Raw genomic sequence first — 23,013 nt, forward strand, 5'->3', positions numbered from 1 at the left:
CTGTCTCGGGTGGCGGTCAGCTGGGGAGGAAGGCGATATCGAGGCGCTGCGCGCCCGGTGTCAGCGCAAGTTCGCGCAGCGGTATCAGCAGGCGTCGCTCGGGCAGGCAGGAAAGCTGCCGGCGCCAGATTTCGCGGCCATCCAGGCGTACCTGCAACTGGCCGCTGACCGCCCGTTCCACGCGTAATTGCAACTGCTCCATGCCGGGCGTGTCACTGCACAGCAGGCGCTGCGGCACACAGAGTCGCAGGGGCGCGGCACACTTCACGGTAATCGGCTCGCAAGGCGCTGGGAGCGACTGCAGCAGATCGCTGGCGATCAATTGGGCGATGCGCTTGCCTTCGCGGTACGACCAGCCTGCGGTCTCGATCGGCCGGAGCAGGTTGCCAGCCGCGAAGTAGCTGGAGTCCGAACAGCGGCCGAACTGGTCGATGCTCGGACCGCCGCTGGCGGGGTCCAGGTGCAGGTGGCTCATTCGCACCAGGCTGGCTTCCGGGGTGAAGCGTCCGCTCAGCAGCACACCGTCGCAGTCGATCTGCCGAATGCTGCCGTCGGCCAGGCGTATGCGTGCCGACTCCACACGCGTGGTGCCCTGGATATCCAGCAGCTCGCAGCCAAAATGCATCGGCACGCCGCACAGGCGGGGGAACAGGCCCATCGGCCAGCGCACCGTGGGGCGCTGGCGCGCTTCGATCATTGCCACCGGGCGGATGCCGGCGCGTCGACAACTCATCACCGCCGACAGACTGACCAGTTCGGTGCCGACGATCAGCGGGCGCTCGAAGGGCTTGAGCCCTTGCAGGTAAAGGTAGGATTGCAGCGCCCCGGTATTGATCACTCCCACAGGCCGGTCGCCGCCCAGCAGGCGTGCCGAGCGCGGGGTTTCCCGGGCCCCGGTGGCCAGCAGTACACGCTTGGCATGGACTGTCAGCGGGCCGTCCGGGGTCGCTATTTCGAGCTGACCCTGCAGGCCCAGGTTGACCACACTGTGGCGCAGATGGATGTCCACGCCGGCGCGCCGCGCGCTTTCCACGTTGAAGCGTGCATAGGCCGGGCCGGTCTGCAGGCGGCCATGCTCGCGCAGGCCGAACGGCGGATGGGCGCAATGCCGGGGTATCCCGCCGGCTTCTCCTTCGCGTTCGAAGACGCTGACGCGGGCGACTCCCAGGCGCTTGAGTTCGGTGGCGGCGGCCAGGCCGGCGGGGCCCGAGCCGATGATGGCGACGTCGGTAGTCTCAGTGCGGCTCATGGCAGGTCCCGGTGGCGAGTGGAGTGGCGAGGTGTCCGGCGCTCAGTTCGGCCACCCGGGCGTTGCAGTAGAACCCCTGGCAGCGTCCCATGCAGGCACGTGTGCGCCGGCGCAGCCCGCCGAAGTCGCCGGGGGGCAGCGGGGCATCGAGTGCTTCACGGATTTCCCGTTCGGTGACCATCTCGCAGTGGCAGACGATTTCCCCGTAGCCGGGTCGTTGCCAGTCGCGCGGCAGGTGTTCGGCGAGGTTGGGCATTTGCGGCCACTGGAGGTTTTCCAGGGGCGTGTGTGTCTGTTCCTCGGCGTACAGCCGGTGGATGTGCCAGGCAATGCCCAGTGCGGCGGTCAACCCGGTGGAGCGGATGCCGCCGACGGTGATCCAGTTGCGTTCGCGCACCTGGCGGATGCGGTACTCCTTCTTGTCGCTGGCGGGCCGCAGCCCGGCGTAGGTCGCGGTGACTGGCATGCCGGCGAGCCCGGGGATGCGCTCCTGGGCGGCGTCCATCAACTGCTGCAGCGTCTGCGTGTCCAGCCCGGCATGCACGCGGTCGTCCTGCTCCTCGGCCGTCGGGCCGACCAGCAGGTTGCCGAAGATGGTGCGGGTGAAGACGATGCCTTTGGTGCGCTCGTTGGGCACCGGCAGGATGATGTGGCCGATCAGCTGTGCGGCAGCCTTGTCGTACACCACGAACTGGCCCTTGCGCGGGTGGATGCTGAACGACGCCTCGCCCAGCAGGCGCTGCTCCAGGGTGTCGCCGAACAGGCCGGCGCAGTTGATGACTGTCCGTGCGCGCAGGCTGCTGGTTGCTGCTCGCAGCGTCCAGTACTCGCCGTCGAATTCGCCTGCGAGAATTTCCGTTCCCAGGCGCACCTGGGCGCCGTGGGCGAGCGCCTGGCGCAGGTAGGCGAGTGGCGCAGACCAGGGGTCGATCAGATGCTCGCCGGGGACGCGCACCGCGGCCAATGCGCTTGCCGCCAGCGCGGGTTCATAGGCGCGCAGCTCCGTGCGGTCGATCAGCCTGGTATCGGCCACGCCGTTGGCGTGGGCCTGGGCCACTATCGACTCGAGCCGGGCACGGTCCTCTTCGCTCCAGGCCACCACCAGGGCGCCGGTTTCCAGCAGCGGAAGGTTCAACTGCCGGTGGATCTCGAGGTACTCCCGGTACCCTTCCCGCATGCAGGCCAGTTCGACGCTGCCAGGCGGGGCATCGAATCCGGTATGGAGTATCGCGCTGTTGCCCTTGCTGGCGCCGGAGAGGATGTCGGCACCGCGCTCCACCAGCACGACCCGCGCGCCTTCCAGCGTGAAGCGGCGAGCCATGGCGCATCCCACCACGCCACCGCCGATCACGGCGATATCAAAGGGAGCGTCGTCCTTTACCGCGGATTCGGTCATTTTATTGCTGTTTCCTAAGGTAACACTCCATTTTTTGAAGGTTTGTTACCTGTTTAGTCAAAATTAATGTTGGAAATCTGTTGTTTTAATGTGGCTTTTAATTTTGACTCAGTCAACAGCTGATCCGGCGGACGCTTTCGCAGGGGCATCAGTCGAGTGGGTTGCGCACCGGCGGCACGTGGACTTCCACGCCGGCCTCCTGCAGGGCCTCAAGGAGCTCCCCGGTCGGTGCGCGGTCCACCACCAGGCGGTCGATCCGGCTCAGGGGGAACACCTTGAACAGTGCGCGGCGTCCCAGTTTCGACGAGTCGGCGATCACGGTCAGGCTGCGTACCTGACCGATCATGGCGCGGGCGACCTCCGCCTCTTCGATGGAGAAGTCCATGGCACCATCACAGTCCAGGGCGCCAATGGTAATCACCGCATGTTCGGCGTTGAATCGGCTGATCTGCTCCAGGGCCAGTGCGCCGACGTTCTGCTGCGATTCCGGGCGGAACTCGCCACCGATCATGAACACCCGGTTGCCGGAGGCGCTGGCCTCGTTGGCGATCAGCAGCGAGTTGGTGATCACCGTCATGCGGTTGAGGCGCGCCAGTTCGCGGCCGAACAGCAGGGTGGTGGTGCCCGTGTCGATGAAGATGCTGTCGCCCGGAGCGAACAATCCCGCGGCGTAGCGGGCCACGGTGCGCTTTTCCTGGGCGTGCTCGTTCAGCCGGGTCTGGAACGCGTTCTCGTGTTCGCCGCTGGGAGGCAGGGCGGCGCCACCGTGGAATTTGCTGACTTGTCCGGTAGCGGAGAGCTCGCCGAGGTCGCGGCGGATGGTTTCCTGCGAGGTGGCCAGAATCCGCGCCAGTTCATCCACCGAGATGCGCTCGCGCTGGCGGAGCAGTTCAAGGATCTGTTGCCGTCTTTCATTGGGGCGCATGCGCCAGTCTCCGGGTTGTCGCCGTGCCACCTGCCGGGGCGGCGATTGTTACCAAGGCACACCTTGAGGGCGCCGGGATAATCGCAGCATGGACCGGATGAGGTTTGCCGGGGCTGCTTTCTGAACGAATGGAAAACCAATCCCACAGGCGGTTAGGGCTTTTCCGAGTAATACGCGGAAGCGGCCGTCTGTGGTTTTTATGACAATTTAGGCAGTTTAAAACTTCAAATCAACACAAAAACCAAGCATTGGCACGACCCGTGCGAACAGGAGATGCGCAGAGGCAAGGGCGGGAACGCCCAAGCGCATCGGTGTTCGATCAACAGCGGTACCACACCGCATTCAAGGCTGAATAAGGGGAGCACGGCAGATGGCCGAGTTCGGAAATTATGTGATTTACCTGATCATGCTCGGCGCGGTGATCGGGGCGCTCGCTTCTATCCTGCGGCCGGAAAGCGGGCTGGGGCGCGAGTTCGTCAACGGTATCCACTCCATCGGCCCGGTATTCCTGGCTCAGGCCGGCATCATGGTCGCGATCCCGTATCTGTCGAAGGTGATCTCCCATGTATTGGGGCCGTTCTTCCAGGCCCTGGGGTCGGACGTCTCGATTGCCGCGCTGTCGATCATCGCGGTAGACATGGGGGGGTATCAGCTGGCCGATGCCCTGACGGCCAATCGCGACATGTGGATTACCGCCATGCTGGTGGGCTACACCTCGGGCGCGACGATCGTCTACCTCATTCCGGTGGGCCTGACGATGCTCGAGCGCAAGGACCACAAGTACCTGGCGCTGGGCGCGATGGCAGGGCTGATCAGCATTCCCTTCGCGGTGCTGGCGTCGCTGCTGCTGATTACCCTGGGCAACCTGCCGGTGCGCGAACTGGTCTCCACGTCCACGGTCGCCACGCATTATCTGGCGCTGGACCTGGTCGGCATGCTCAAGCTGCTGGCGCCGCTGTTCGTCTTCTGCTTCCTGCTGGCAGCCGGCCTGAAGTACCGGGCGAACATGATGGTCACCGGCTTCCTGGTGTTCGGCAAGGTCATGGACGCGTTCATCAAGATCGCCCTGGCGCTGTCCATCGTCGAGCATTTCACCGGGGTGTTTACCAAGGTGTTCGGCGGTTGGGGCTTCGACCCGATGTTCGCTGACCAGAAGGAATTGATCCGTGCAATCGAGATCGCCGGCTATATCGGCATCATGCTCGCCGGCACGTTCCCCATCTGCTACCTGTTCCAGCGTTATTGCCGGCGGCCCATGGAAGTGCTCGGGCGGCAGCTGGACCTGACGCGCATCGGCGCAACCGGGTTCGTCATGGTGCTGGCCAACATCATCGCCACCTACCACCTGTTCAAGTACATGAACGCGCGCGACAAGGTGCTTTGCGTGGCGCTTGGGGTCTGCGCCCAGGCCACCATCGGCGACCACCTGGCCTTCACCGCCAACTTCCAGCCCACGCTGATTCTGCCGATCCTGCTGGGCAAGCTGTTTGGCGGACTGTTTGCGGTGTTCATCGCGATCAAGATTTCCGTTCCGGCCGCCCAGCGCTACGCCCTGCAGGAAGCGGAGCCGGAACAGCTGGTCGACGGCAAGCTGCCCGCCGTCTGAGTCGATTTTCCCCAAGGCCCGCGCTGCGCTGAGCAGCGCGGGCCGTTTTCATTGCACGAGGTTATTCATGCGCAAGATCTTTCTAGCCTGCCCCTACAGTCACGCGGACGCTGACGTTGTCCAGGGGCGCTTCGCCGCCTGCAACGAGGTGGCCGCCGCCATGGTCAAGGCCGGTCACGCGGTCTACAGCCAGGTATCCATGTCCCACCCGATCAATGGCTGTTTGCCGGAGCTGGACAGGGCGGCCATCGGCAAGATGTGGGCGCCGGTCGATAGCTTCTTCATGGAGGTGCTCGGGGAGCTGGTGGTGCTGGATCTGGAAGGCTGGGAGCAGAGCGCGGGCATCCGTCGGGAAATCGAATTCTTCGAGGAGCGTGGTCGGCGGGTAAGTCTGTGGAGCGAGGTGCAGAACGAGTTCCGCTGATGGCGCGCATCGGGAGCGGCTGGCCGCTCCCGATGTATCCGGCTTAGTTCGGGGTGTAGATCTGGTCGAACACGCCACCGTCGGCGAAGTGGGTCTTCTGCACGGTGCGCCAGTCACCGAAGGTCTTCACTACAGAGAAGAAGTCCACCTTCGGGAAGCGGTCGGAGAACTTGGCCAGCACTTCCGGATTGCGCGGGCGCAGGTAGTTGTTCGCCGCGATGGTCTGGCCTTCGTCGGACCACAGGTACTTCAGGTAGGCCTCGGCCTCGGCGCGGGTACCTTTCTTGTCGACCACCTTGTCGACCACGGCCACCGGCGGCTCGGCTTCGGCGGAGACGCTCGGGTAGACCACTTCGAAGCCGCCACGGCCGAACTCGCGGGCGATCATCTCGGCTTCGTTCTCGAAGGTCACCAGCACGTCGCCGATCTGGTTCTGCATGAAGGTAGTGGTTGCCGCACGGCCGCCGGTATCCAGCACCGGGACGTTCTTGAACAGCTGGGCGACGAATTCCTTGGCCTTGGCTTCATCCGCGCCGTGCTTCTGCGCGTAGCCCCAGGCGGAGAGGTAGGTGTAGCGGCCGTTGCCCGAGGTCTTCGGGTTCGGCACCACGACCTGTATGCCCGGCTTCACCAGGTCGTTCCAGTCCTTCAGGCCCTTGGGGTTGCCCTTGCGCACGATGAACACGGTGGCGGAGGTGAACGGCGCGCTGTCGTTGGGCAGGCGAGTGGCCCAGTCCTTCGGCACCAGCCCGCCATTGTCGGCGAGGGCGTCGATATCGGTGGCCTGGTTCATGGTGATGACGTCGGCCGGCAAGCCGTCGATCACGGCGCGCGCCTGCTTGCTGGAACCGCCGTGGGACATCTGGATGGTGATCTTCTCGCCTTTCTCGGCCTGCCAGTGCTTCTGGAAGGCGGCGTTGTAGTCCTTGTAGAAGTCGCGCATCACGTCGTAGGAGACGTTGAGCAGGGGCTGGGCGGCCTGGGCGGTGGAGGCCAGGGCGAGGCCGGCGGCCAGCAGCGAGGCGCTGAACAGACGTTTCACGAGCAGTTCCTTTTGGCAGTGATGTTGGGTGTCGATTATGCCGACAGGTTATATGCCACTTAAATACTTAAAGGCTATTTGCTTATGCGGGGACTGGGGTTGGCAAGCTCCCTGCGGGGCGCTTTCCCCGCGCCCCTGGCGCCGTGCTTGCTGCCCCCATGCCGAGAGCGGTTACCCGGCAGCCTAGCAGGCCGGCCGGGCAATGGCTGCAGTGCAGGGCTCAGTCCAGCCCGCTGACTTCCAGCTCCTTGGGATACTCGACGCTGAACTTGAGGGTCGTGCTGCGTTTCTCGCCCGGCTTCAGTTGCCAGTCCCACAGCAGCTTGCCGTCGTCCTCGCGGGCGATCGCCTGGCCTTCGGGCTCCAGCAGCGCCACCTTGATCTGTTCGTTGCGCGAGACTGGCAACTGGTCCTTGAACTGCAGGCGCTGCTCACTCTTGTGGTTGTTCTGCGCATCGATGCGGAACTCGTAGGTGACGCGCTTGCGGCCGCCAGTGAGGCCGGTGTAGTCGGTGTAGCGGTTGACCAGCTTGCGCTTGATCGACATTGCCTCGTCGCCGCCCAGGGCCAGCTCGAAGGTCTCGCCCGGCATCACCGCGCGCAGTTGGCCGCTGGCGACGAAGGTGTTACCCAGATAGGTGTTGAGTGTGCCGGGCAGCAGCGGATAGTCGCTGGCGTTGCGGGTGTCGGCCTGCAGGTAGGCGGCTTCGCGCAACGAAGGCGTGGCGAGGTAGCGGAAGGTCGCCGGCAGCTTGAACTGGGCGATGGATACCTTCTGCGAGCTGCCGTCGCTGTTCAGCGTGGCGCGGGTCGGGATATGGAAGGAGGCGCTGGTGGTGGCAGCGCTGACTTCGGCGACGGCAACCGGCATTTCCGCCAGTGAGCCGGCCACGGCCTGCTCGTCCGCGACGAAGCGCTGGGCCTTCTTCGCTTCCATCGCCATCATCGGCGCGGCGGGTGCCGGAGCGGGCCTGGCGGCCAGTGCCGTGCGCGGATCGAAGGTGTCGACGAACCACGGCGAAAGCGCCGGCACGCTGCTGCCCAGGTTGGGGCGCGCGGTGGACAGGGTGAGGTCGACGTTGGTCCAGTCCTCGCCGCTGCTCTGCCGGACGATGCCCTGGTAGCTCATCTCGATCTTGTCCTCGCCGTCGCGCAGGCGGGCGTCGTAGGCCGGGCGCCAGGAGGCGTCGTAGAGCGTGTAGCTGAGCTGCAGGCGGACCTGCGCGGGCTTCTCCAGCGCCACGCGGAGGATGGCTCGCTTGTAGTGGGTGCCGTCGCCGGCCAGGTGGCTGCGCTGGTTTTCCAGCTCCTGCCTGCGCTGCTGCAGTTCCTCGCTCTGCTGGTCGAGCTTGCGCTGCTCGTCGAGGATACGGCCCAGGTTTCCCTCGCTCATCTGCAGGAGATTCTTCAGTTCGTCGATGCTCGGCAGCGCCTGGTTCTTGCCTGGCTTGGTACTGCTGGCCTGGATGTCGGCGAGGAACTGCTTCTGGTTTTCCAGCACGCTGCCGCGGTCGCTGATCTCGCGTTCCTGCCGTTCGATGTCGCGCAGCTGCGCGTCCAGTTGCTGCAGGCGATTGTCCTCCGAGGGCGGCGATACCTGCGGGGCGCTGCTGACGTCGAGCAAGGTCGCGGCGGCGCTGGCGCTGAGCGAAGCCTGCAGGCTGTTGTCGTCGATGCGCAGGGGCAACTGTTCGAGGGCGATCTCGTGCTGGCCAGCGGGCAGCTGCAGGGTGGCGGTGCGGGTGACGATGGCGCGGTCGGTGTAGACGGTCACTGCGCTGATACGGCTGTCGGCCACCTGCGGGGCGGCCAGCAGCGGGGTGCTGGCCAGCGCGCCGGCCATTGCCAGGATCAGTGGGTGGAATCGGAAGGGCATGTGCTCACCTCGGGCCTGAAGGGCGGCCGGCACGGCGGAGCACCACGATGGCGTCCGTCCATGCTGCTTGTGACGAGGGGAACACGAACAACGGGTTGGCCTTGCTGGCAGTCATGCCGTTACCGGCGACGAACGGTCATTCGGTCTCGGCCCGGGCGCTGTCGTCTGCCCGTGGAAACAGGGGATTGCCGCAGCGCGAGCAGAACGCTGCGGCGGCCTCGTGGCTGCCTTTGGCGCAGGCCGGGCAGGGCTTGTCCAGTTGCCCCGGCGGGTGCTCCGGGCGCATGGCGTTGTGCAGCTCGGCGCTGAAGATGCCGGTGGGCACGGCGATGATCGAATAGCCGGTGAGCATCACCAGGCTGGCGATGGCCTGGCCCAGCGGCGTTTTCGGGGTGATGTCGCCGAAGCCCACGGTGGTCAGGGTGACGATGGCCCAGTAGATGCTGCGCGGAATACTGGTGAAGCCGTGCTCGGGGCCCTCGACTACGTACATCAGCGAGCCGAACACCGTCACCAGGCTCATTACCGAGAGGAAGAACACGGTGATCTTCTGCCGGCTGCCGCGCAGTGCCGTGAGCAGGAAATCGGCCTGGCGCAGGTACTGGCGCAGCTTGAGGATGCGGAAGATGCGCAGCAGCCGTACCACGCGCACCACCAGCAGGTACTGGGCATCGGGATAGAACAGCGCGATGACGCCGGGCAGCACTGCCAGCAGATCGATCAGCCCGTAGAAGCTCAAGGCATAGCGCAGTGGTTTGGGCGAGCAGTACAGGCGCAGCAGGTATTCGATCAGGAACAACCCGCTGATGAACCATTCGACACCGCTGAGCAGGCTGCCGAATTGCTGGTGGATGCGTCCGACGCTGTCGAGGAAGGCCACCAGCAGGCTGGCGAGGATGAACACCAGCAGCGCACTGTCGAAGCGCCGTCCGGCGATGGTGTCGGACTGGAAGATGATGACGTAGAGACGCTGGCGCCAGTTGGGAGAGTCGGCCATGGGGGAATCCGCAGAGGCGATTCAGACACCTTAGCCGAGATGCGCCGGGGTGGCCGCAGCCACCCCGGTCCGCGTCTGGGAAGGCCCGGTCAGGCGCGTTCGCCTGCCGAGGGTTCGTCCACGTCGCCCTCGGCGATGCAGGCCGCAGCGGTGAACAGCACGTCGGTGGAAGAGTTCAGCGCGGTCTCGGCCGAGTCCTGGAGGATGCCGATGATGAAGCCGACCGCCACCACCTGCATCGCCACTTCGCTGGAGATACCGAACAGGCCGCAGGCCAGCGGGATCAGCAGCAGCGAGCCGCCGGCCACGCCGGACGCGCCGCAGGCGCAGACCGAGGCGACCACGCTGAGCAGTATGGCTGTGGGCAGGTCCACGGCTATCCCTAAGGTGTGCACCGCCGCCAGCGTCAGCACGCTGATGGTGATGGCGGCGCCAGCCATGTTGATGGTCGCGCCCAGCGGGATCGACACCGAGTAGGTGTCCTCGTGCAGGCCCAGGCGTTCGCACAGTTGCAGGTTGACCGGGATGTTGGCTGCCGAGCTGCGGGTGAAGAAGGCGGTGATGCCGCTTTCGCGCAGGCACAGCAGCACCAGCGGATAGGGGTTGCGGCGGATCTTGCTGAAGACGATCAGCGGGTTGACCACCAGCGCCACGAACAGCATGCAGCCCAGCAGCACGGCCAGCAGGTGCAGGTAGCCGAGCAACGCGTCGAAGCCGGATTCGGCGATGGTGCCGGTCACCAGGCCGAAGATGCCCAGAGGGGCGAAGGCGATTACCACGCGGACGATCAGGGTCACGCCGCCTGCCATGTCATCGAGCAGGTCGCGGGTGCTCTGGCGAGCGTGGCGCAGCGCGATGCCCAGGCCGATGGCCCAGGCGAGGATGGCGATGAAGTCGGCTTCCAGCAGCGCCTTCACCGGGTTGGTGGTGACGCTGAACAGCAGGGCGCGCATGACTTCACCGATGCCACCGGGCGGCGCCAGTTCGCTGGTCGGCGCGCTCAGCACCAGGGTGGAGGGGAACGTGAAGCTGGCGATCACCGCGACCACCGCTGCCGAGAAGGTACCGATCAGGTACAGCAGCAGGATCGGCCGGATGTGGGTGCGCTGGCCCTGCTTGTGGTTGGCGATGGAGGCCATCACCAGCACCAGGACCAGTACTGGCGCCACGGCCTTCAGGGCGGAGATGAACAGTTTGCCGAGCAGGCTGACCGCGACCGCGCCTTGCGGCCAGAGCACCGCGAGGGCGATGCCGCAGAGCATGCCGATGAAGATCCGCAGGACCAGGCTGGTGCCCTTGAGCCGCTGCAGGAGGGTGGGAGTTGGAAGCGTCATGACATCGTTCGCTGCTGGAAGTGGGATCGCCCCGGTGGGCCGGGTGCGAAAGGGCGCGGATTATGCCGTCTGAGGGCGGCGAATGCGCGGCTATCCGTCGATTGATCGGTCAGGTTGGGCTTCTTCAGGTGTCTGGGCGAGTCTGGACGGCCAGGCGCGAGCCGGCATTGATCCATGCCGGTCACTTGGGGAAAAGTGGCTGTCAGCCGAGGTCGGCGAAGGACTCAGGGTCCAGGTCGATACCGGCGACCCGCTGCACGGCGCCGCGCATGGTCACCTGGCAGTGATCGTCGACGCGGATCTGCAGCAGCCCGCCGGCCAGGTGCAGTTCGATCTTCTCGTCACACAGGCCGAGCCGGCGTGCCACCGAGGCGGCCGCGCAGCTGCTGGTACCTGACGACAGCGTGTAGCCGGCGCCGCGCTCCCAGATTTCCACGCGCAGCGCATCGCGAGCGAGCCATTGGACGAACTGCACGTTGCTGCGGCGGGGGAACAGCGGGTGGTTTTCCAGCAGCGGACCAAGACGGCGGGCCAGCTCGGGGCTGGTCTGTTCGACGAAGACCACGCAGTGCGGATTGCCCATGGAAATGGCGTTGATCTTCAGCGACATGCCGTCGACTTCCAGTGGATAGTCCAATGCCTCGGGGGCATCGATCAGTACCGGAATCCGTGCACAGGCGAACTCGGCGCGGCCCATGGAAACCTCCACGCTGCGGCCCTCGTCGAACACCTGGCTGGTAACGGTGCCGCCGGCGGTGACGATGTCGAACGGCTGTCCGGCAACCAGTCCGCAGTCCCATAAATAGCGGGAGAAGATGCGCAGGCCGTTGCCGCTCTTCTCCGCTTCGGAGCCGTCCGGGTTGAGGATGCGCAGGCCGAAGGCGCTGTCGCTGTGATTCGCCAGCAGGATGCCGTCGGAACCGATGCCGAAGTGGCGGTCGCAGACCCGGCCGATCTGCGCCGACGTCAGGGCAAAGGGTGCCTTGCCGGCGTACACCAGATAGTCATTGCCCAAAGCCTGGTATTTCACGAAGTGCATGGTCGCGGTCCGTCGCCAGTGGGGAGGCCCCGACTATACACGCGGCCCGGTGCGCTCCGTTCCCTGGCTCAGCAGCGCATCCAGCACGCGCAGGCCGAGGATCACCAGCCAGCAGGCAAGGATGAAGGGCGCGGTGAAGGCGGGCAGGCCGACCAGCGCAAAGCATGGCTGCAGCAGCACCGCCAGGAGGATGCCGCACAATGGCGCCAGGGGGCTGCGGAAGCGCAGCGCCAGGGCGATCCCGGCCAGTGCGCCGTTCAACCCGAGCAGCCCGGCCTCAGCGGAGGCGGCAGGCAGGCCGAACAGCGGCGCGATGGCCAAGGCGCCCGCGGCGCCGACCAGCGCCCAGAACGCGGCGCGACGATCCGCCAGGAGCAGGCCGAGGGCGATGGTCAGGCCGGCGAGCGGTTCGCCGAGGAAGATCACCTCGCCGAAGCCCAGCGTCGTCGAATCCAGCAACGGGTTCACCGTGCCGCAGGACAGGCAGGCGGTCGCGGCCGCCGGCGCTAAGCCAAGGGCCTGGCCCAGCGTCACCGACACCCAGCCCAGCAGCACGAAGGCCGAGGTATAGGCCGGCAGACCGAAGCGCTGGCGTGACTGGCGCAGCAGCACGGCCTGCACCGCCACGATGGAGAGGATGGCGGCGATGGTCAGCATCACCAACCCCAGCGACCACTGAAACACGAAGGGCAGCAGCAGGCCGATGAGGATCGGGTTGTAGTCGTGCAGGCCGGCGTCGATGTCGGCCTGCGGCTCGCGCACGAAGCGCGCAGTGAGCGGGCCGAGCAGAGCGCCGAGCAAGGCGCCGGGCAGTAGCTGCGGTGCGGCCCAGGCAATGGTCAGCAGCAGGATCAGGCCGAAACGGGCGTCGGCCTGCAGGTAGATCTGGCCGAAGCCGATCAGCCGGGTGCGGAGCTGATGTTTCCAGGAGAGGGGGTTCAGGTGCATGGGGATACAGGGCAGGTTGAATGGGGCTCCGCAGCGCTTCGCTAGGTGTGGGGCGTCGTGGCCCCATCGACGAGCAGTGCGTGAGCATTGTGTGACGCCGCCATACGGGGCCGCGCCACGGGGGTGGAAAAAGAAAAGAGGCTGCCGGCGGGATCGCCGCCAACAGCCTCAAAGTTCCATGGCCAGCATTGGGAGTTGCTGCGTGGGGGCCATGGACCGACAAGCATTCGGTGCTCATGTTTCTGCTGCTGAAGCACTCAGTAGCAAGGTCAAACCCGGACGGACGGGGACGCGGCCCCGTATTCCCGGCCCCGTCCGTCCGGGAGTGACTCGGTGCGGAGGCACGCTGTCGAGCGTGGCTCCTGAACTCGGTGTTTCTCCTGTCAGATCGCTGTCCCTCACCCCAGCCCTCTCCCAGGGGGAGAGGGGGCCGCTCGGCGTTGCCGGTAACTCCGGCGTTCGCCTGCTGCCGTTCAAGCTCCCTCTCCCGCTTGAGGAGCGGGGCGCGCAGCCAGGGTTGGGGCGAGGGGCTTTTGCTTTTCCTTAAATCATCAAGCTCCCAGCGCCGGCGCCACCGTCTCGATGCGCAGCATATTGGTGCTGCCCGGCTGGCCGAAGGGCACGCCGGCGGTGATCACCACGGTGTCGCCACGGCGCGCCATGCGCTGGGCCAGGGCGATGTCCAGGGCGGTGGAGCAGATCTCGTCGACATGGGCGAGCTGCGCATTGACCACCGAGTGGACGCCCCAGGCCACGGTCAGGCGGCGGGCGGATTTCAGTTGCGGGGTGAGGCTGAGGATCGGTGCCTTGGGCCGCTCGCGGGAGGCGCGCAGGGTCGAGGCGCCGGACTCGGTGTAGTTCACCAGCACCGCCACCGGCAGGATGCGGCTGATCCGGCGGATCGCGCAGCTGATGGCGTCGGACACGGTGGCGTCCGGCTCCGGACGGTTGATCTCCAGGGTCGCCTGGTAGTCCGGCTCGGCTTCGACCTGGCGGATGATCTTCGCCATCATCTCCACCGCTTCACGCGGGTACTGGCCCGAGGCGCTTTCGGCGCTGAGCATCACGCAGTCGGCGCCTTCGCTGACGGCGTTGGCGACGTCGGTCACCTCGGCGCGGGTCGGCGCCGGGGAGAAGCGCATCGATTCGAGCATCTGCGTTGCGACCACCACCGGGCGGCCGAGCTGGCGGCAGACCTGGATGATGCGCTTCTGGATGCCCGGCACGCTTTCCGCCGGCATCTCAACGCCCAGATCGCCACGGGCGACCATGATCGCGTCGGACAGGCGAGCGATGGCCTCGATGGATTGCACTGCCGAGGGCTTCTCGATCTTGGCCATGAGGAAGGCCTTGTCGCCGATCAGCGCTCGGGCTTCTTCGATGTCTTCGGGGCGCTGCACGAAGGACAGGGCGACCCAGTCCACACCCAGCTCCAGGCCGAATTCCAGGTCACGGCGGTCCTTGGCGGTCAGCGGGCTGAGCTTGAGCACGGCCTCGGGGACGTTGACGCCCTTGCGGTCGGACAGTTCGCCGCTGTTCATCACGCGGGTCTCGATGGCATCGCTGTGGGCATTGAGCACCTGCAGGCGAATCTTGCCGTCGTCCAGCAGCAGGCTCATGCCCGGTTCCAGCGCCTGGATGATTTCCGGGTGGGGCAGCATGACACGCTGGGCATCGCCCGGTGCGTCGTTGAGGTCGAGGGTGAAGGTCTGGCCCTTCTCCAGTTGCACCGCGCCCTCGGCGAAACGGCCCACGCGCAGCTTCGGCCCTTGCAGGTCCATGAGGATGCCGATGGGGTAGTTCAGTTCGGCTTCCACTTCGCGCACCCAGGCGAAACGCTGGGCGTGGTCGCTGTACTCGCCGTGGCTGAAGTTCAGGCGGAACAGGTTGGCGCCGGCTTCCACCAGAGCGCGGATGTCGTCGCGGCTTTTGATCGCCGGGCCCAGGGTCGCGAGGATTTTTACTTTCTTGTCAGGAGTCATTTGTCGTTCTCGAGGACCAGGATGGCGCGGAAGTCGTTGACGTTGGTGCGGGTCGGTCTGGTGATCACCAGGTCGCCCAGTTCGGCGAAGAAGCCGTAGCCGTTGTTGTTGTCCAGTTCGTGCAGCGGGTTCAGGCCTGCCTTGAGGGCGCGGCTGTAGCTGCACGGGCTCATCAGGGCACCGGCGTTGCTTTCCATGCCGTCGATGCCGTCGGTGTCCCCCGCCAGGGCCCAGATGTTCGGTTCACCTTTCAGGTCGGCGGTGAGGCTGAGGAGAAACTCGGCGTTGCGCCCGCCACGGCCGTTGCCGCGCACGGTGACGGTGGTCTCGCCACCGGAGAGGATCAGGCACGGCGCCTTCAGCGGCTGGCCATGCTTGCGAACCTGCTGGGCGATGCCGGCGTGGACCTTGGCCACCTCGCGGGATTCGCCTTCCAGGTCGCCGAGGATCAGTGTCGGAATGCCTGCGGCTTCCGCCTTGGCGGCTACCGCGTCGATGGCATGCTGGGGGGTGGCGATCAGCTTGAAGTGGCTGCGCGACAGGCATTCGTCACCGGGCTTTACCGTTTCCGAGCGCGGGTCTTCCAGCCAGGCACGCACGTTCGCCGGGACTTCGATGGCGTAGCGCTTGAGGATCGCCAGGGCGTCGGCCGAGGTGGTCGGGTCGCCCACGGTGGGGCCGGAGGCAATTACCGTGGCTTCGTCGCCGGGCACATCGGAAATCGCGTAGGTGTACACACTGGCCGGCCAGCAGGCGCGCGCCAGGCGACCGCCCTTGATGGCGGAGAGGTGCTTGCGCACGCAGTTCATTTCGCTGATGGCGGCGCCGGATTTCAGCAGTGCCTTGTTCACGCTGCGCTTGTCGTCGAGGCTGATGCCTTCGGCCGGCAGGGCGAGCAGGGCAGAGCCGCCGCCGGAGAGCAGGAAGATCACCCGGTCGTTCTCGGAGAGGCCGCTGATGAGCTCCAGCACGCGACGGGCAACGCGTTCGCCGGCGTCGTCCGGTACCGGGTGCGAGGCTTCCACCACTTCGATGCTGCGGCACTGCGCGCCGTAGCCGTAGGGCGCGACGACCAGGCCTTCGACCTGGCCGTTCCAGTGTTGCTCGGCGACTTCGGCCATGGCCCCGGCGGCCTTGCCGGCGCCGATGACGATGGTGCGGCCACCTTTATCGGTGGGCAGGTGCTGCGCCAGTACCTGGGCCGGGTGCGCGGCGGCAATGGCGGTGTCGAACAGCTCGCGCAGGAAGGCGCGTGGGTCCAGGCTCATGACAGGCTCCCGTGATTCTTGTTGTGGTGTATCCATGGCTCAGTCGCCTTGAGGAAGGAGACTCAGCGATGGATTCGAACACCCCGGCCGGCAAGGCCGTGATTCCCACCGGCCGGGTGTTCGAGTCGCTTTGCAGCATGGCGGGCGACGCCACTCCCATAACCTCGCCCGTCACCTTGCTCTGGCTGGCGGATAACGCCGTGGCGTTATCCGCCCTACGCCTTGCTTTCGTAGGATGGGTGGAGCTTGCGATACCCATCACCCAGAGGTGCCGGGATCGATGGGTATCGCTGCGCTCCACGCCATCCTACGGGCGTGCTTCTTCAGTCCTTGCGGATGGAGAAGTTGGCCATGTGCTCCAGGCCCTTGATCAGGCCGGAGTGGTCCCAGTTGCTGCCGCCGATGGCCGCGCAGGTGCTGAACACCTGCTGGGCGTTGGCGGTGTTGGGCAGGTTCAGGCCCAGTTCGCGCGCGCCGGCCAGGGCCAGGTTGAGGTCCTTCTGGTGCAGGCTGATGCGGAAGCCCGGATCGAAGGTGCCCTTGACCATGCGGTCGCCGTGCACTTCGAGGATGCGCGAGGAGGCGAAGCCGCCCATCAGCGCTTCACGCACCTTGGCCGGGTCGGCGCCGTTCTTGGCGGCGAACAGCAGGGCTTCGGCGACGGCCTGGATGTTCAGAGCGACGATGATCTGGTTGGCCACCTTGGCGGTCTGGCCATCGCCATTGCCGCCGACGCGGGTGATGTTCTTGCCCATGGCCTGGAACAGCGGCAGGGCGCGTTCGAAGGTGTTCGGGCAGCCGCCGACCATGATGCTCAGGGATGCGGCCTTGGCGCCGACTTCGCCGCCGGAGACCGGGGCGTCCAGGTACTGCGCGCCGGTGGCCTTGATCTTCTCGGCGAAGGTCTTGGTGGCGGTGGGGGAGATCGAGCTCATGTCGATCACCACCTTGTTCGGACCCACGCCCTCGGCGATGCCGTCCTTGCGGAACAGTACGTCGTCGACCTGCGGGGTGTCCGGAACCATCACGATGATGAACTCGGCTTCCTGGGCGACTTCCTTCGGGTTGGCCAGGGCGACGGCGCCGCCGCTGGCCAGCTCGGCCGGAGCGGCATCGTGATGGGTGGAAACGAAGATCTGGTGACCTGCTTTCTGCAGGTTCAGCGCCATGGGCAGGCCCATGATGCCGGTGCCGATGAATCCGATTTTGGCCATGAGGAATTCTCCTGGTTGTTCTTGTTGGGTTTCGGCTCCCCGCGTACCCAGGGAGTCGATGTGCAGGCCGTAGGATGGGTGGAGCTTGCGATACCCATCACCAAGTGGTGCCGGGGTCGATGGGTATCGCTGCGCTCCACGCCATTCTACGAAGTGAGTCGGGTCACACGACGTTGTGGCTCTTCAGCCAGCCAAGGCCGGCTTCGGTGGTGGTCTTGGGCTTGTATTCGCAGCCGACCCAGCCGCGGTAACCGATGCGGTCCAGGTGGTCGAACAGGAAGCGGTAGTTGATCTCGCCGGTGCCCGGCTCGTGGCGGCCGGGGTTGTCGGCCAACTGCACGTGGTTGATCGAGGCGAGGTTCTTCTCGATGGTCCGCGCCAGGTCACCTTCCATGATCTGCATGTGGTAGATGTCGTACTGCAGGAACAGGTTGGCACTGCCGACCTTCTCGCGGATGTCCTGAGCCTGCTGGGTGGTCTGCAGGTAGAAGCCGGGAATGTCGATGGTGTTGATCATTTCCATGACCAGCTTGATGCCCGCGGCTTCGAGCTTGCCGGCCGCGTACTCGAGGTTGTTCAGGAAGGTGTTTTCGATGGTCGCGCAGTCGTAACCCTGCGGACGGATGCCGGCCAGGCAGTTGACCTGGGTGTTGCCCAGGACCTTGGCGTAGGCGATGGCCTTGTCGACACCGGCGCGGAATTCCTCGACGCGGTCCGGGTGGCAGGCGATGCCGCGCTCGCCCTTGGCCCAATCGCCGGCAGGCAAATTGAACAGCACTTGCTCGAGCTTGTTGGCGTCCAGGCGGGCCTTGATCACCTCGGCCTCGACGTCATACGGAAAAAGGTACTCGACACCGCTGAAACCGGCTCGTGCGGCGGCGTCGAAGCGGTCGAGGAAGTCCACCTCGGTGAACAGCATGGACAGGTTGGCGCAGAAACGGGGCATGGGGTCACTCCTGTTGAACGGGTGGTGCGTGGTGCTCGGCTTCTTCTTGAAAGAGAGCAGGGGGTGGAGGACTCTCCGCCAGGAAATGTCCACCCCCAGCTCCTCCCCGCAGGGAGGAGTCGTTCGGTTCTATCAGTCCAGCAGCGAGATGGCAGTCGGCGCGTCGACGCCTTTCAGAGCCAGCTCTTCGAACTCGTTGACCGCGTTGATCTCGGTACCCATGGAGATGTTGGTAACGCGCTCCAGGATGACCTCGACCACCACCGGTACACGGTGCTGCTGCATCAGCTCGCGAGCCTGGGCGAAGGCCGCACCGATCTGGTTCGGATCGAACACGCGGATTGCCTTGCAACCCAGACCTTCCACCACGGCGACGTGGTCCACGCCGTAGCCGTTGAGCTCCGGCGCGTTGACGTTGTCGAAGGCCAGCTGCACGCAGTAGTCGATCTCGAAGCCGCGCTGTGCCTGGCGAATCAGGCCCAGGTAGGAGTTGTTCACCAGCACGTGGATATACGGCAGGTTGAACTGCGCACCGGCGGCCAGCTCTTCGATCATGAACTGGAAGTCGTAGTCGCCCGACAGTGCAACGACCTGGCGGCTCGGGTCGGCCTTGACCACGCCCAGGGCAGCCGGAATGGTCCAGCCCAGTGGGCCGGCCTGGCCGCAGTTGATCCAGTGGCGCGGCTTGTAGACGTGCAGGAACTGGGCGCCGGCGATCTGCGACAGACCGATGGTGCTGACGTAGCAGGTGTCCTTGCCGAAGAACTCGTTCATCTCTTCGTAGACGCGCTGCGGCTTGACCGGCACGTTGTCGAAGTGGGTCTTGCGCTGCATGGTGCGCTTGCGCTCGCGGCAGGCTTCGACCCAGGCGCTGCGGTCCTTCAGCTTGCCGGCGGCTTTCCATTCGCGGGCCACTTCGAGGAACACGTCCAGGGCGGAGCCGGCGTCGGAGACGATACCCAGGTCCGGGGTGAATACGCGGCCGATCTGGGTCGGTTCGATGTCCACGTGGACGAACTTGCGGCCAGCGGTATAGACGTCGACCGAACCGGTGTGACGGTTGGCCCAGCGGTTGCCGATGCCGAGCACCATGTCCGATTCCAGGACGGTGGCGTTGCCGTAGCGGTGCGAGGTCTGCAGGCCGCACATGCCGGCCATCAGCGGGTGATCGTCAGGGATGGTGCCCCAGCCCATCAGGGTCGGGACCACCGGCACGCCGGTCAGCTCGGCGAATTCCACCAGCTTGTCGGAAGCGTCGGCGTTGATGATGCCGCCGCCGGCGCAGAGCAGCGGGCGCTCGGCGTCATTGAGCAGGGCCAGGGCTTTTTCGGCCTGGGCGCGGGTGGCCTTGGGCTTGTTGACCGCCAGCGGCTCGTAGGCGTCGATGTCGAATTCGATCTCAGCCATCTGCACGTCGAACGGCAGGTCGATCAGCACCGGACCGGGGCGGCCGCTGCGCATTTCGAAGAAGGCCTTCTGGAAGGCGTAGGGCACCTGGCCCGGCTCCAGCACGGTGGTCGCCCACTTGGTGACCGGCTTGACGATGCTGGTGATGTCCACGGCCTGGAAGTCTTCCTTGTGCATGCGCGCACGGGGAGCCTGGCCGGTGATGCAGAGAATCGGGATGGAGTCGGCGGAAGCCGAGTACAGGCCGGTGACCATGTCGGTGCCGGCCGGGCCGGAGGTGCCGATGCACACGCCGATGTTGCCGGCGTTGGTGCGGGTGTAGCCCTCGGCCATGTGCGAGGCGCCTTCCACGTGGCGGGCCAGGACGTGATCGATGCCACCGAGTTTCTTCATGGCCGCGTACATGGGGTTGATGGCGGCGCCCGGTACGCCGAAGGCGGTATCCACACCTTCGCGACGCATGACGAGTACGGCAGCCTCGATTGCTCTCATTCTGGCCATATTTTGTTCCTCGGTTCTTATACTGATTGTGTACAAAAGTTGAGGCGATTCTAGGCAGGCAATTCGACGAAGGTCAAGACGGGTTGTATACGAGGGACTGAGCGGTCATTTTTCTCTGAAAGCCTTCTACTACGCTGGTTTCGGAGAAAACCTGAACGCAGGGTCAAACTATCGTTTGAAAAAATGTATACAAAAATAGATGCATATTGTCCTTTTAAGTTGCTTTGGGTGAGACCTTCGGCTACTAGATTGCGTACAGATTTCTGATACGCGTGTGCGCAGCATTCATCTGTGTGCATGGCGCGGCCCCGGCTTATCGACCTTGACCTGCCTTATCAACTTGAAGAGGAAAACCTCATGAGCACCCTGAGTCTGGAAACTGCACTGGACATCACCCGTCACGCCCTGGTGGCCAGTCGCGAGCTGTCCACCGCACCGCTGACCATCGCCGTGCTGGACGCTGGCGGACACCTGCTGAGCCTGCAGCGCGAGGACGGCGCGAGCATGCTTCGCCCGCAGATCGCCATCGGCAAAGCGTGGGGTGCGGTGGCGCTGGGCAAATCGTCGCGGGTGCTGGCGGCGGATGCCCAGCAGCGCCCATCGTTCATTGCCGCGGTGAATACGCTGGCGCAGGGCAATGTGGTGCCGGCGCCGGGTGGCGTGCTGATCCGCAATTCGGCCAACGAGGTGATCGGCGCCATCGGCATCAGCGGCGATGTCTCGGATATCGATGAGCAATGCGCGATCCGCGGTGTGCAGGCGCTGGGCCTGGTCGCGGACGCGGGCTGATCGAAGAAGGGAAGGGCGCGCCAAGCCGCGCCACGCGCTTTTTTGTAGGAGCGAGCTTGCTCGCGAACCGCCAAATGCGCCGGATGTATCAGGTGTAAAGCGAGTTCGCGAGCAAGCTCGCTCCTATGCGTTTCCGCGGCACCGGTAGGATGGGTGGAGCGAAGCGATACCCATGCGGCAGCGGTTGAAAACCGTTAGATCGACAACGGCCGCAAACGCCCCTGCGGCTTGGGCTCGCTGCCGTTGTCCGGCGCGGTGCCGCGCAGCACCAGGCGGGTAATGGTGTCAGTGGCTGCCTCGAAATCCGCGTCGCTCAGGCTGGTCTTGCCGGTGACCATGGAGATCTGCCAGTCGAAATCGGCATAGGTCTGGGTTGCCGCCCAGATGGTGAACAGCAGGTGGTGCGGGTCCACCGGCGCCAGCAGGCCGCGGTCGATCCAGCTCTGCAGGCAGGCAATGTTGCGCTGGGCCTGGGCGTTCAGCTCGTCCAGATACTCTTTGGGCAGGTGCGGCGCACCGTGCATCAGTTCACTGGCGAACACCTTGGAGGCGTGCGGCAGCTCCTGGGAAATCTTCACCTTGGAGCGGATATAGGCACGCAGCGCCTCGCTCGGTTCATCGTCCTCGCGGAACGGCGCAGAGGCCTGCAGTAAAGGCTCCACCACGCTTTCCAGCACGCTGCGGTAGAGGTTTTCCTTGGACTGGAAGTAGTAGTAGACGTTGGGCTTGGGCAGCCCGGCGCGAGCGGCGATGTCGCTGGTCTTGGTCGCCGCGAAACCCTTCTCGGCGAATTCCTCGCTGGCTGCGCGCAGGATCAGGCGGCGGTTACGCTCGCGAATGCTGGTCATTGGCTGGTCTTCTTTCTTGTATTGCGTGGTCACCCAACTAAGCCGGGCATGGTAGCACCGGGCTCCGGAAGCCCTCAACTCAGGCGCTTGTACGCATTTTCCTGACTCGCGGGTCGGTTTTCTGTGTACAGCAGCGTAGTTCTGAGGTATTTCTAGCGCACTTTCGTTCGGCACCTGCCATCCGGAACCCCAATGTCCGATTCCCAGTTGGTCGACCCCTTCGGTCGACGCATCACCTACCTGCGCCTGTCGGTCACCGACCGCTGCGACTTCCGCTGCACCTATTGCATGAGCGAAGACATGCAGTTCCTGCCGCGCGACCAGGTGTTGAGCCTGGAAGAACTGGAGGCGGTGGCCGATGCGTTCATCGGCCTGGGCGTGAAGCGCATCCGCATCACCGGCGGCGAGCCGCTGGTGCGCAAGGGCCTGACCGGCCTGCTGGCGCGCCTGGGCGCTCGGCCTGAACTGGACGACCTCTCCATCACCACCAATGGCTCGCAGCTGCGTGAGCGCGCGGCGGAGCTGCGTGCTGCCGGCGTGCGCCGTCTGAACATCAGCCTGGATTCCCTGCGCCGCGAGCGCTTCGCCGCCTTCACCCGTTCCGACAAGCTGGAGCAGGTGCTCGATGGCATCGACGCTGCGCGGGAATCCGGCTTCGAGCGCATCAAGCTCAACGCTGTGGTGCAGAAGGGTCGCAACGACGACGAAGTCTGCGACCTGGTGGAGTTTGCCCTGGCCAAGGGTATCGATATCAGCTTCATCGAGGAGATGCCGCTGGGCAGCGTCAGCAGCCATGAGCGCAAGCAGACGCTGTGCAGCAGCGATGAAGTCCGCGCGCAACTCGCCGAGCGCTGGCAGTTGCTGCCCACGCCCGAGCGCAGCGGCGGGCCTTCGCGCTACTACCGCATCGACGGTTACGCCAGCCGCATCGGCTTCATCTCCCCGCACAGCCACAACTTCTGTGGCGACTGCAATCGGGTACGGGTGACTGCCGAAGGCAAGCTGGTGCTCTGCCTCGGCCATGAAGGCGCGCTGGACCTGCGCCAACTGCTGCGCGAACACCCCGGCGACAGCGCCCGGCTGCGCGAGGCGCTGATGCAGGCGCTGCAACTCAAGCCCGAACGACACCACTTCGAAGCGGATCAGCAAGTACAGGTGCTGCGCTTCATGAGCATGACCGGCGGCTGAGTCCGCCACGGCGGGTTGCCTGACCTGCCCGATA

General features: G+C 65.3%; 19 protein-coding genes. 4 read left to right on the forward strand and 15 right to left on the reverse strand.

The genetic code is table 11. The features are described 5' to 3' along the window. Positions 1 to 16: 16 nt before the first annotated feature. From N5C91_RS23805 to N5C91_RS23815, 3 genes are all read right to left on the reverse strand, one after another. Positions 17 to 1,249: an FAD-dependent oxidoreductase gene (locus N5C91_RS23805; RefSeq protein ID WP_279832461.1), complete on the reverse strand. Its 1,233-nt coding sequence runs from the start codon at positions 1,247 to 1,249 to the stop codon at positions 17 to 19. Beyond that, positions 1,236 to 2,645: an NAD(P)/FAD-dependent oxidoreductase gene (locus tag N5C91_RS23810; RefSeq protein WP_279832463.1), complete on the reverse strand. Its 1,410-nt coding sequence runs from the start codon at positions 2,643 to 2,645 to the stop codon at positions 1,236 to 1,238. The genes N5C91_RS23805 and N5C91_RS23810 overlap by 14 nt, the downstream gene beginning before the upstream one ends. Positions 2,646 to 2,793: 148 nt before the next feature. Further along, the gene (locus N5C91_RS23815; protein ID WP_279832465.1) at positions 2,794 to 3,570 is read right to left on the reverse strand and encodes a DeoR/GlpR family DNA-binding transcription regulator; all 777 of its coding nucleotides are present in this window, start codon (positions 3,568 to 3,570) and stop codon (positions 2,794 to 2,796) included. Positions 3,571 to 3,940: 370 nt separating this feature from the next. On the opposite strand from N5C91_RS23815, the gene eutH reads away from it, so the two are divergent. Together eutH and N5C91_RS23825 are read left to right on the forward strand one after the other, a co-directional pair. Continuing rightward, positions 3,941 to 5,176 carry an ethanolamine utilization protein EutH gene (gene eutH, locus N5C91_RS23820; RefSeq protein ID WP_236174975.1) on the forward strand — a complete coding sequence of 412 codons (1,236 nt, stop codon included), beginning with the start codon at positions 3,941 to 3,943 and terminating at the stop codon, positions 5,174 to 5,176. A gap of 67 nt (positions 5,177 to 5,243) precedes the next feature. After that, on the forward strand, positions 5,244 to 5,600 hold the full coding sequence (locus N5C91_RS23825) for a DUF1937 family protein (RefSeq protein ID WP_279832469.1): 357 nt from the start codon (positions 5,244 to 5,246) through the stop codon (positions 5,598 to 5,600). A gap of 43 nt (positions 5,601 to 5,643) precedes the next feature. On the opposite strand, the gene N5C91_RS23830 is transcribed toward N5C91_RS23825, so the two are convergent. From N5C91_RS23830 to gcl, 11 genes are all read right to left on the reverse strand, one after another. Further along, a complete protein-coding gene (locus N5C91_RS23830) occupies positions 5,644 to 6,642 on the reverse strand; it encodes a sulfate ABC transporter substrate-binding protein (RefSeq protein WP_236174977.1) in 999 nt (332 codons plus the stop codon). Between the two features lie 220 nt (positions 6,643 to 6,862). After that, positions 6,863 to 8,518 carry a mucoidy inhibitor MuiA family protein gene (locus N5C91_RS23835; protein ID WP_279832471.1) on the reverse strand — a complete coding sequence of 552 codons (1,656 nt, stop codon included), beginning with the start codon at positions 8,516 to 8,518 and terminating at the stop codon, positions 6,863 to 6,865. Positions 8,519 to 8,654: 136 nt separating this feature from the next. Beyond that, on the reverse strand, positions 8,655 to 9,515 hold the full coding sequence (locus N5C91_RS23840) for an ion transporter (protein ID WP_279832472.1): 861 nt from the start codon (positions 9,513 to 9,515) through the stop codon (positions 8,655 to 8,657). Positions 9,516 to 9,604: 89 nt separating this feature from the next. After that, the gene (gene sstT, locus N5C91_RS23845) at positions 9,605 to 10,849 is read right to left on the reverse strand and encodes a serine/threonine transporter SstT (RefSeq protein WP_279832474.1); all 1,245 of its coding nucleotides are present in this window, start codon (positions 10,847 to 10,849) and stop codon (positions 9,605 to 9,607) included. A gap of 202 nt (positions 10,850 to 11,051) precedes the next feature. Next, complete coding sequence (gene dapF / locus N5C91_RS23850) at positions 11,052 to 11,888, reverse strand: diaminopimelate epimerase (protein WP_279832475.1); 837 nt, start codon at positions 11,886 to 11,888, stop codon at positions 11,052 to 11,054. A gap of 33 nt (positions 11,889 to 11,921) precedes the next feature. After that, positions 11,922 to 12,836 (reverse strand): urea transporter, encoded by a 915-nt coding sequence (locus tag N5C91_RS23855; protein ID WP_279832476.1) that lies wholly within the window; start codon positions 12,834 to 12,836, stop codon positions 11,922 to 11,924. Positions 12,837 to 13,387: 551 nt separating this feature from the next. Beyond that, positions 13,388 to 14,818, reverse strand: coding sequence for a pyruvate kinase (gene pyk, locus N5C91_RS23860; protein WP_236174983.1), 1,431 nt, complete (start codon positions 14,816 to 14,818; stop codon positions 13,388 to 13,390). Next, entirely contained in the window at positions 14,815 to 16,086 is a 1,272-nt protein-coding gene (locus N5C91_RS23865; protein ID WP_279832477.1) for a glycerate kinase, read from the reverse strand. The genes pyk and N5C91_RS23865 overlap by 4 nt, the downstream gene beginning before the upstream one ends. Before the next feature lie 323 nt (positions 16,087 to 16,409). Next, positions 16,410 to 17,300, reverse strand: coding sequence for a 2-hydroxy-3-oxopropionate reductase (locus N5C91_RS23870; RefSeq protein WP_279832478.1), 891 nt, complete (start codon positions 17,298 to 17,300; stop codon positions 16,410 to 16,412). Between the two features lie 163 nt (positions 17,301 to 17,463). Beyond that, positions 17,464 to 18,246 carry a hydroxypyruvate isomerase gene (hyi, locus tag N5C91_RS23875; RefSeq protein WP_279832481.1) on the reverse strand — a complete coding sequence of 261 codons (783 nt, stop codon included), beginning with the start codon at positions 18,244 to 18,246 and terminating at the stop codon, positions 17,464 to 17,466. A 132-nt stretch (positions 18,247 to 18,378) separates the two neighbouring features. Further along, the gene (gene gcl, locus N5C91_RS23880; RefSeq protein WP_279832483.1) at positions 18,379 to 20,154 is read right to left on the reverse strand and encodes a glyoxylate carboligase; all 1,776 of its coding nucleotides are present in this window, start codon (positions 20,152 to 20,154) and stop codon (positions 18,379 to 18,381) included. A gap of 357 nt (positions 20,155 to 20,511) precedes the next feature. Here gcl and N5C91_RS23885 point away from each other — a divergent pair, with 357 nt between their 5' ends. Next, positions 20,512 to 20,943, forward strand: coding sequence for a heme-binding protein (locus tag N5C91_RS23885; RefSeq protein ID WP_081518101.1), 432 nt, complete (start codon positions 20,512 to 20,514; stop codon positions 20,941 to 20,943). A 194-nt stretch (positions 20,944 to 21,137) separates the two neighbouring features. On the opposite strand, the gene N5C91_RS23890 is transcribed toward N5C91_RS23885, so the two are convergent. Further along, positions 21,138 to 21,791 (reverse strand): TetR/AcrR family transcriptional regulator, encoded by a 654-nt coding sequence (locus N5C91_RS23890; protein ID WP_279832487.1) that lies wholly within the window; start codon positions 21,789 to 21,791, stop codon positions 21,138 to 21,140. A gap of 192 nt (positions 21,792 to 21,983) precedes the next feature. Between N5C91_RS23890 and moaA the strand changes: the two genes are divergently transcribed. After that, positions 21,984 to 22,979: a GTP 3',8-cyclase MoaA gene (gene moaA / locus N5C91_RS23895; protein WP_279832489.1), complete on the forward strand. Its 996-nt coding sequence runs from the start codon at positions 21,984 to 21,986 to the stop codon at positions 22,977 to 22,979. Positions 22,980 to 23,013: the final 34 nt, after the last annotated feature.

It is taken from the genome of Pseudomonas sp. GD03903 (genome assembly GCF_029840045.1).
Classification (GTDB): Bacteria; Pseudomonadota; Gammaproteobacteria; order Pseudomonadales; family Pseudomonadaceae; genus Pseudomonas; species Pseudomonas pseudonitroreducens.

Excerpts from the sequence above, each read along its gene's own strand:
- N5C91_RS23805 (WP_279832461.1), bottom strand. The coding sequence starts at position 1,249 with ATGAGCCGCACTGAGACTACCGACGTCGCCATCATCGGCTCGGGCCCC.
- N5C91_RS23810 (WP_279832463.1), bottom strand. The coding sequence starts at position 2,645 with ATGACCGAATCCGCGGTAAAGGACGACGCTCCCTTTGATATCGCCGTG.
- N5C91_RS23815 (WP_279832465.1), bottom strand. The coding sequence starts at position 3,570 with ATGCGCCCCAATGAAAGACGGCAACAGATCCTTGAACTGCTCCGCCAG.
- eutH (WP_236174975.1), top strand. The coding sequence starts at position 3,941 with ATGGCCGAGTTCGGAAATTATGTGATTTACCTGATCATGCTCGGCGCG.
- N5C91_RS23825 (WP_279832469.1), top strand. The coding sequence starts at position 5,244 with ATGCGCAAGATCTTTCTAGCCTGCCCCTACAGTCACGCGGACGCTGAC.
- N5C91_RS23835 (WP_279832471.1), bottom strand. The coding sequence starts at position 8,518 with ATGCCCTTCCGATTCCACCCACTGATCCTGGCAATGGCCGGCGCGCTG.
- N5C91_RS23840 (WP_279832472.1), bottom strand. The coding sequence starts at position 9,515 with ATGGCCGACTCTCCCAACTGGCGCCAGCGTCTCTACGTCATCATCTTC.
- sstT (WP_279832474.1), bottom strand. The coding sequence starts at position 10,849 with ATGACGCTTCCAACTCCCACCCTCCTGCAGCGGCTCAAGGGCACCAGC.
- dapF (WP_279832475.1), bottom strand. The coding sequence starts at position 11,888 with ATGCACTTCGTGAAATACCAGGCTTTGGGCAATGACTATCTGGTGTAC.
- N5C91_RS23855 (WP_279832476.1), bottom strand. The coding sequence starts at position 12,836 with ATGCACCTGAACCCCCTCTCCTGGAAACATCAGCTCCGCACCCGGCTG.
- pyk (WP_236174983.1), bottom strand. The coding sequence starts at position 14,818 with ATGACTCCTGACAAGAAAGTAAAAATCCTCGCGACCCTGGGCCCGGCG.
- N5C91_RS23865 (WP_279832477.1), bottom strand. The coding sequence starts at position 16,086 with ATGAGCCTGGACCCACGCGCCTTCCTGCGCGAGCTGTTCGACACCGCC.
- N5C91_RS23870 (WP_279832478.1), bottom strand. The coding sequence starts at position 17,300 with ATGGCCAAAATCGGATTCATCGGCACCGGCATCATGGGCCTGCCCATG.
- hyi (WP_279832481.1), bottom strand. The coding sequence starts at position 18,246 with ATGCCCCGTTTCTGCGCCAACCTGTCCATGCTGTTCACCGAGGTGGAC.
- gcl (WP_279832483.1), bottom strand. The coding sequence starts at position 20,154 with ATGGCCAGAATGAGAGCAATCGAGGCTGCCGTACTCGTCATGCGTCGC.
- N5C91_RS23885 (WP_081518101.1), top strand. The coding sequence starts at position 20,512 with ATGAGCACCCTGAGTCTGGAAACTGCACTGGACATCACCCGTCACGCC.
- N5C91_RS23890 (WP_279832487.1), bottom strand. The coding sequence starts at position 21,791 with ATGACCAGCATTCGCGAGCGTAACCGCCGCCTGATCCTGCGCGCAGCC.
- moaA (WP_279832489.1), top strand. The coding sequence starts at position 21,984 with ATGTCCGATTCCCAGTTGGTCGACCCCTTCGGTCGACGCATCACCTAC.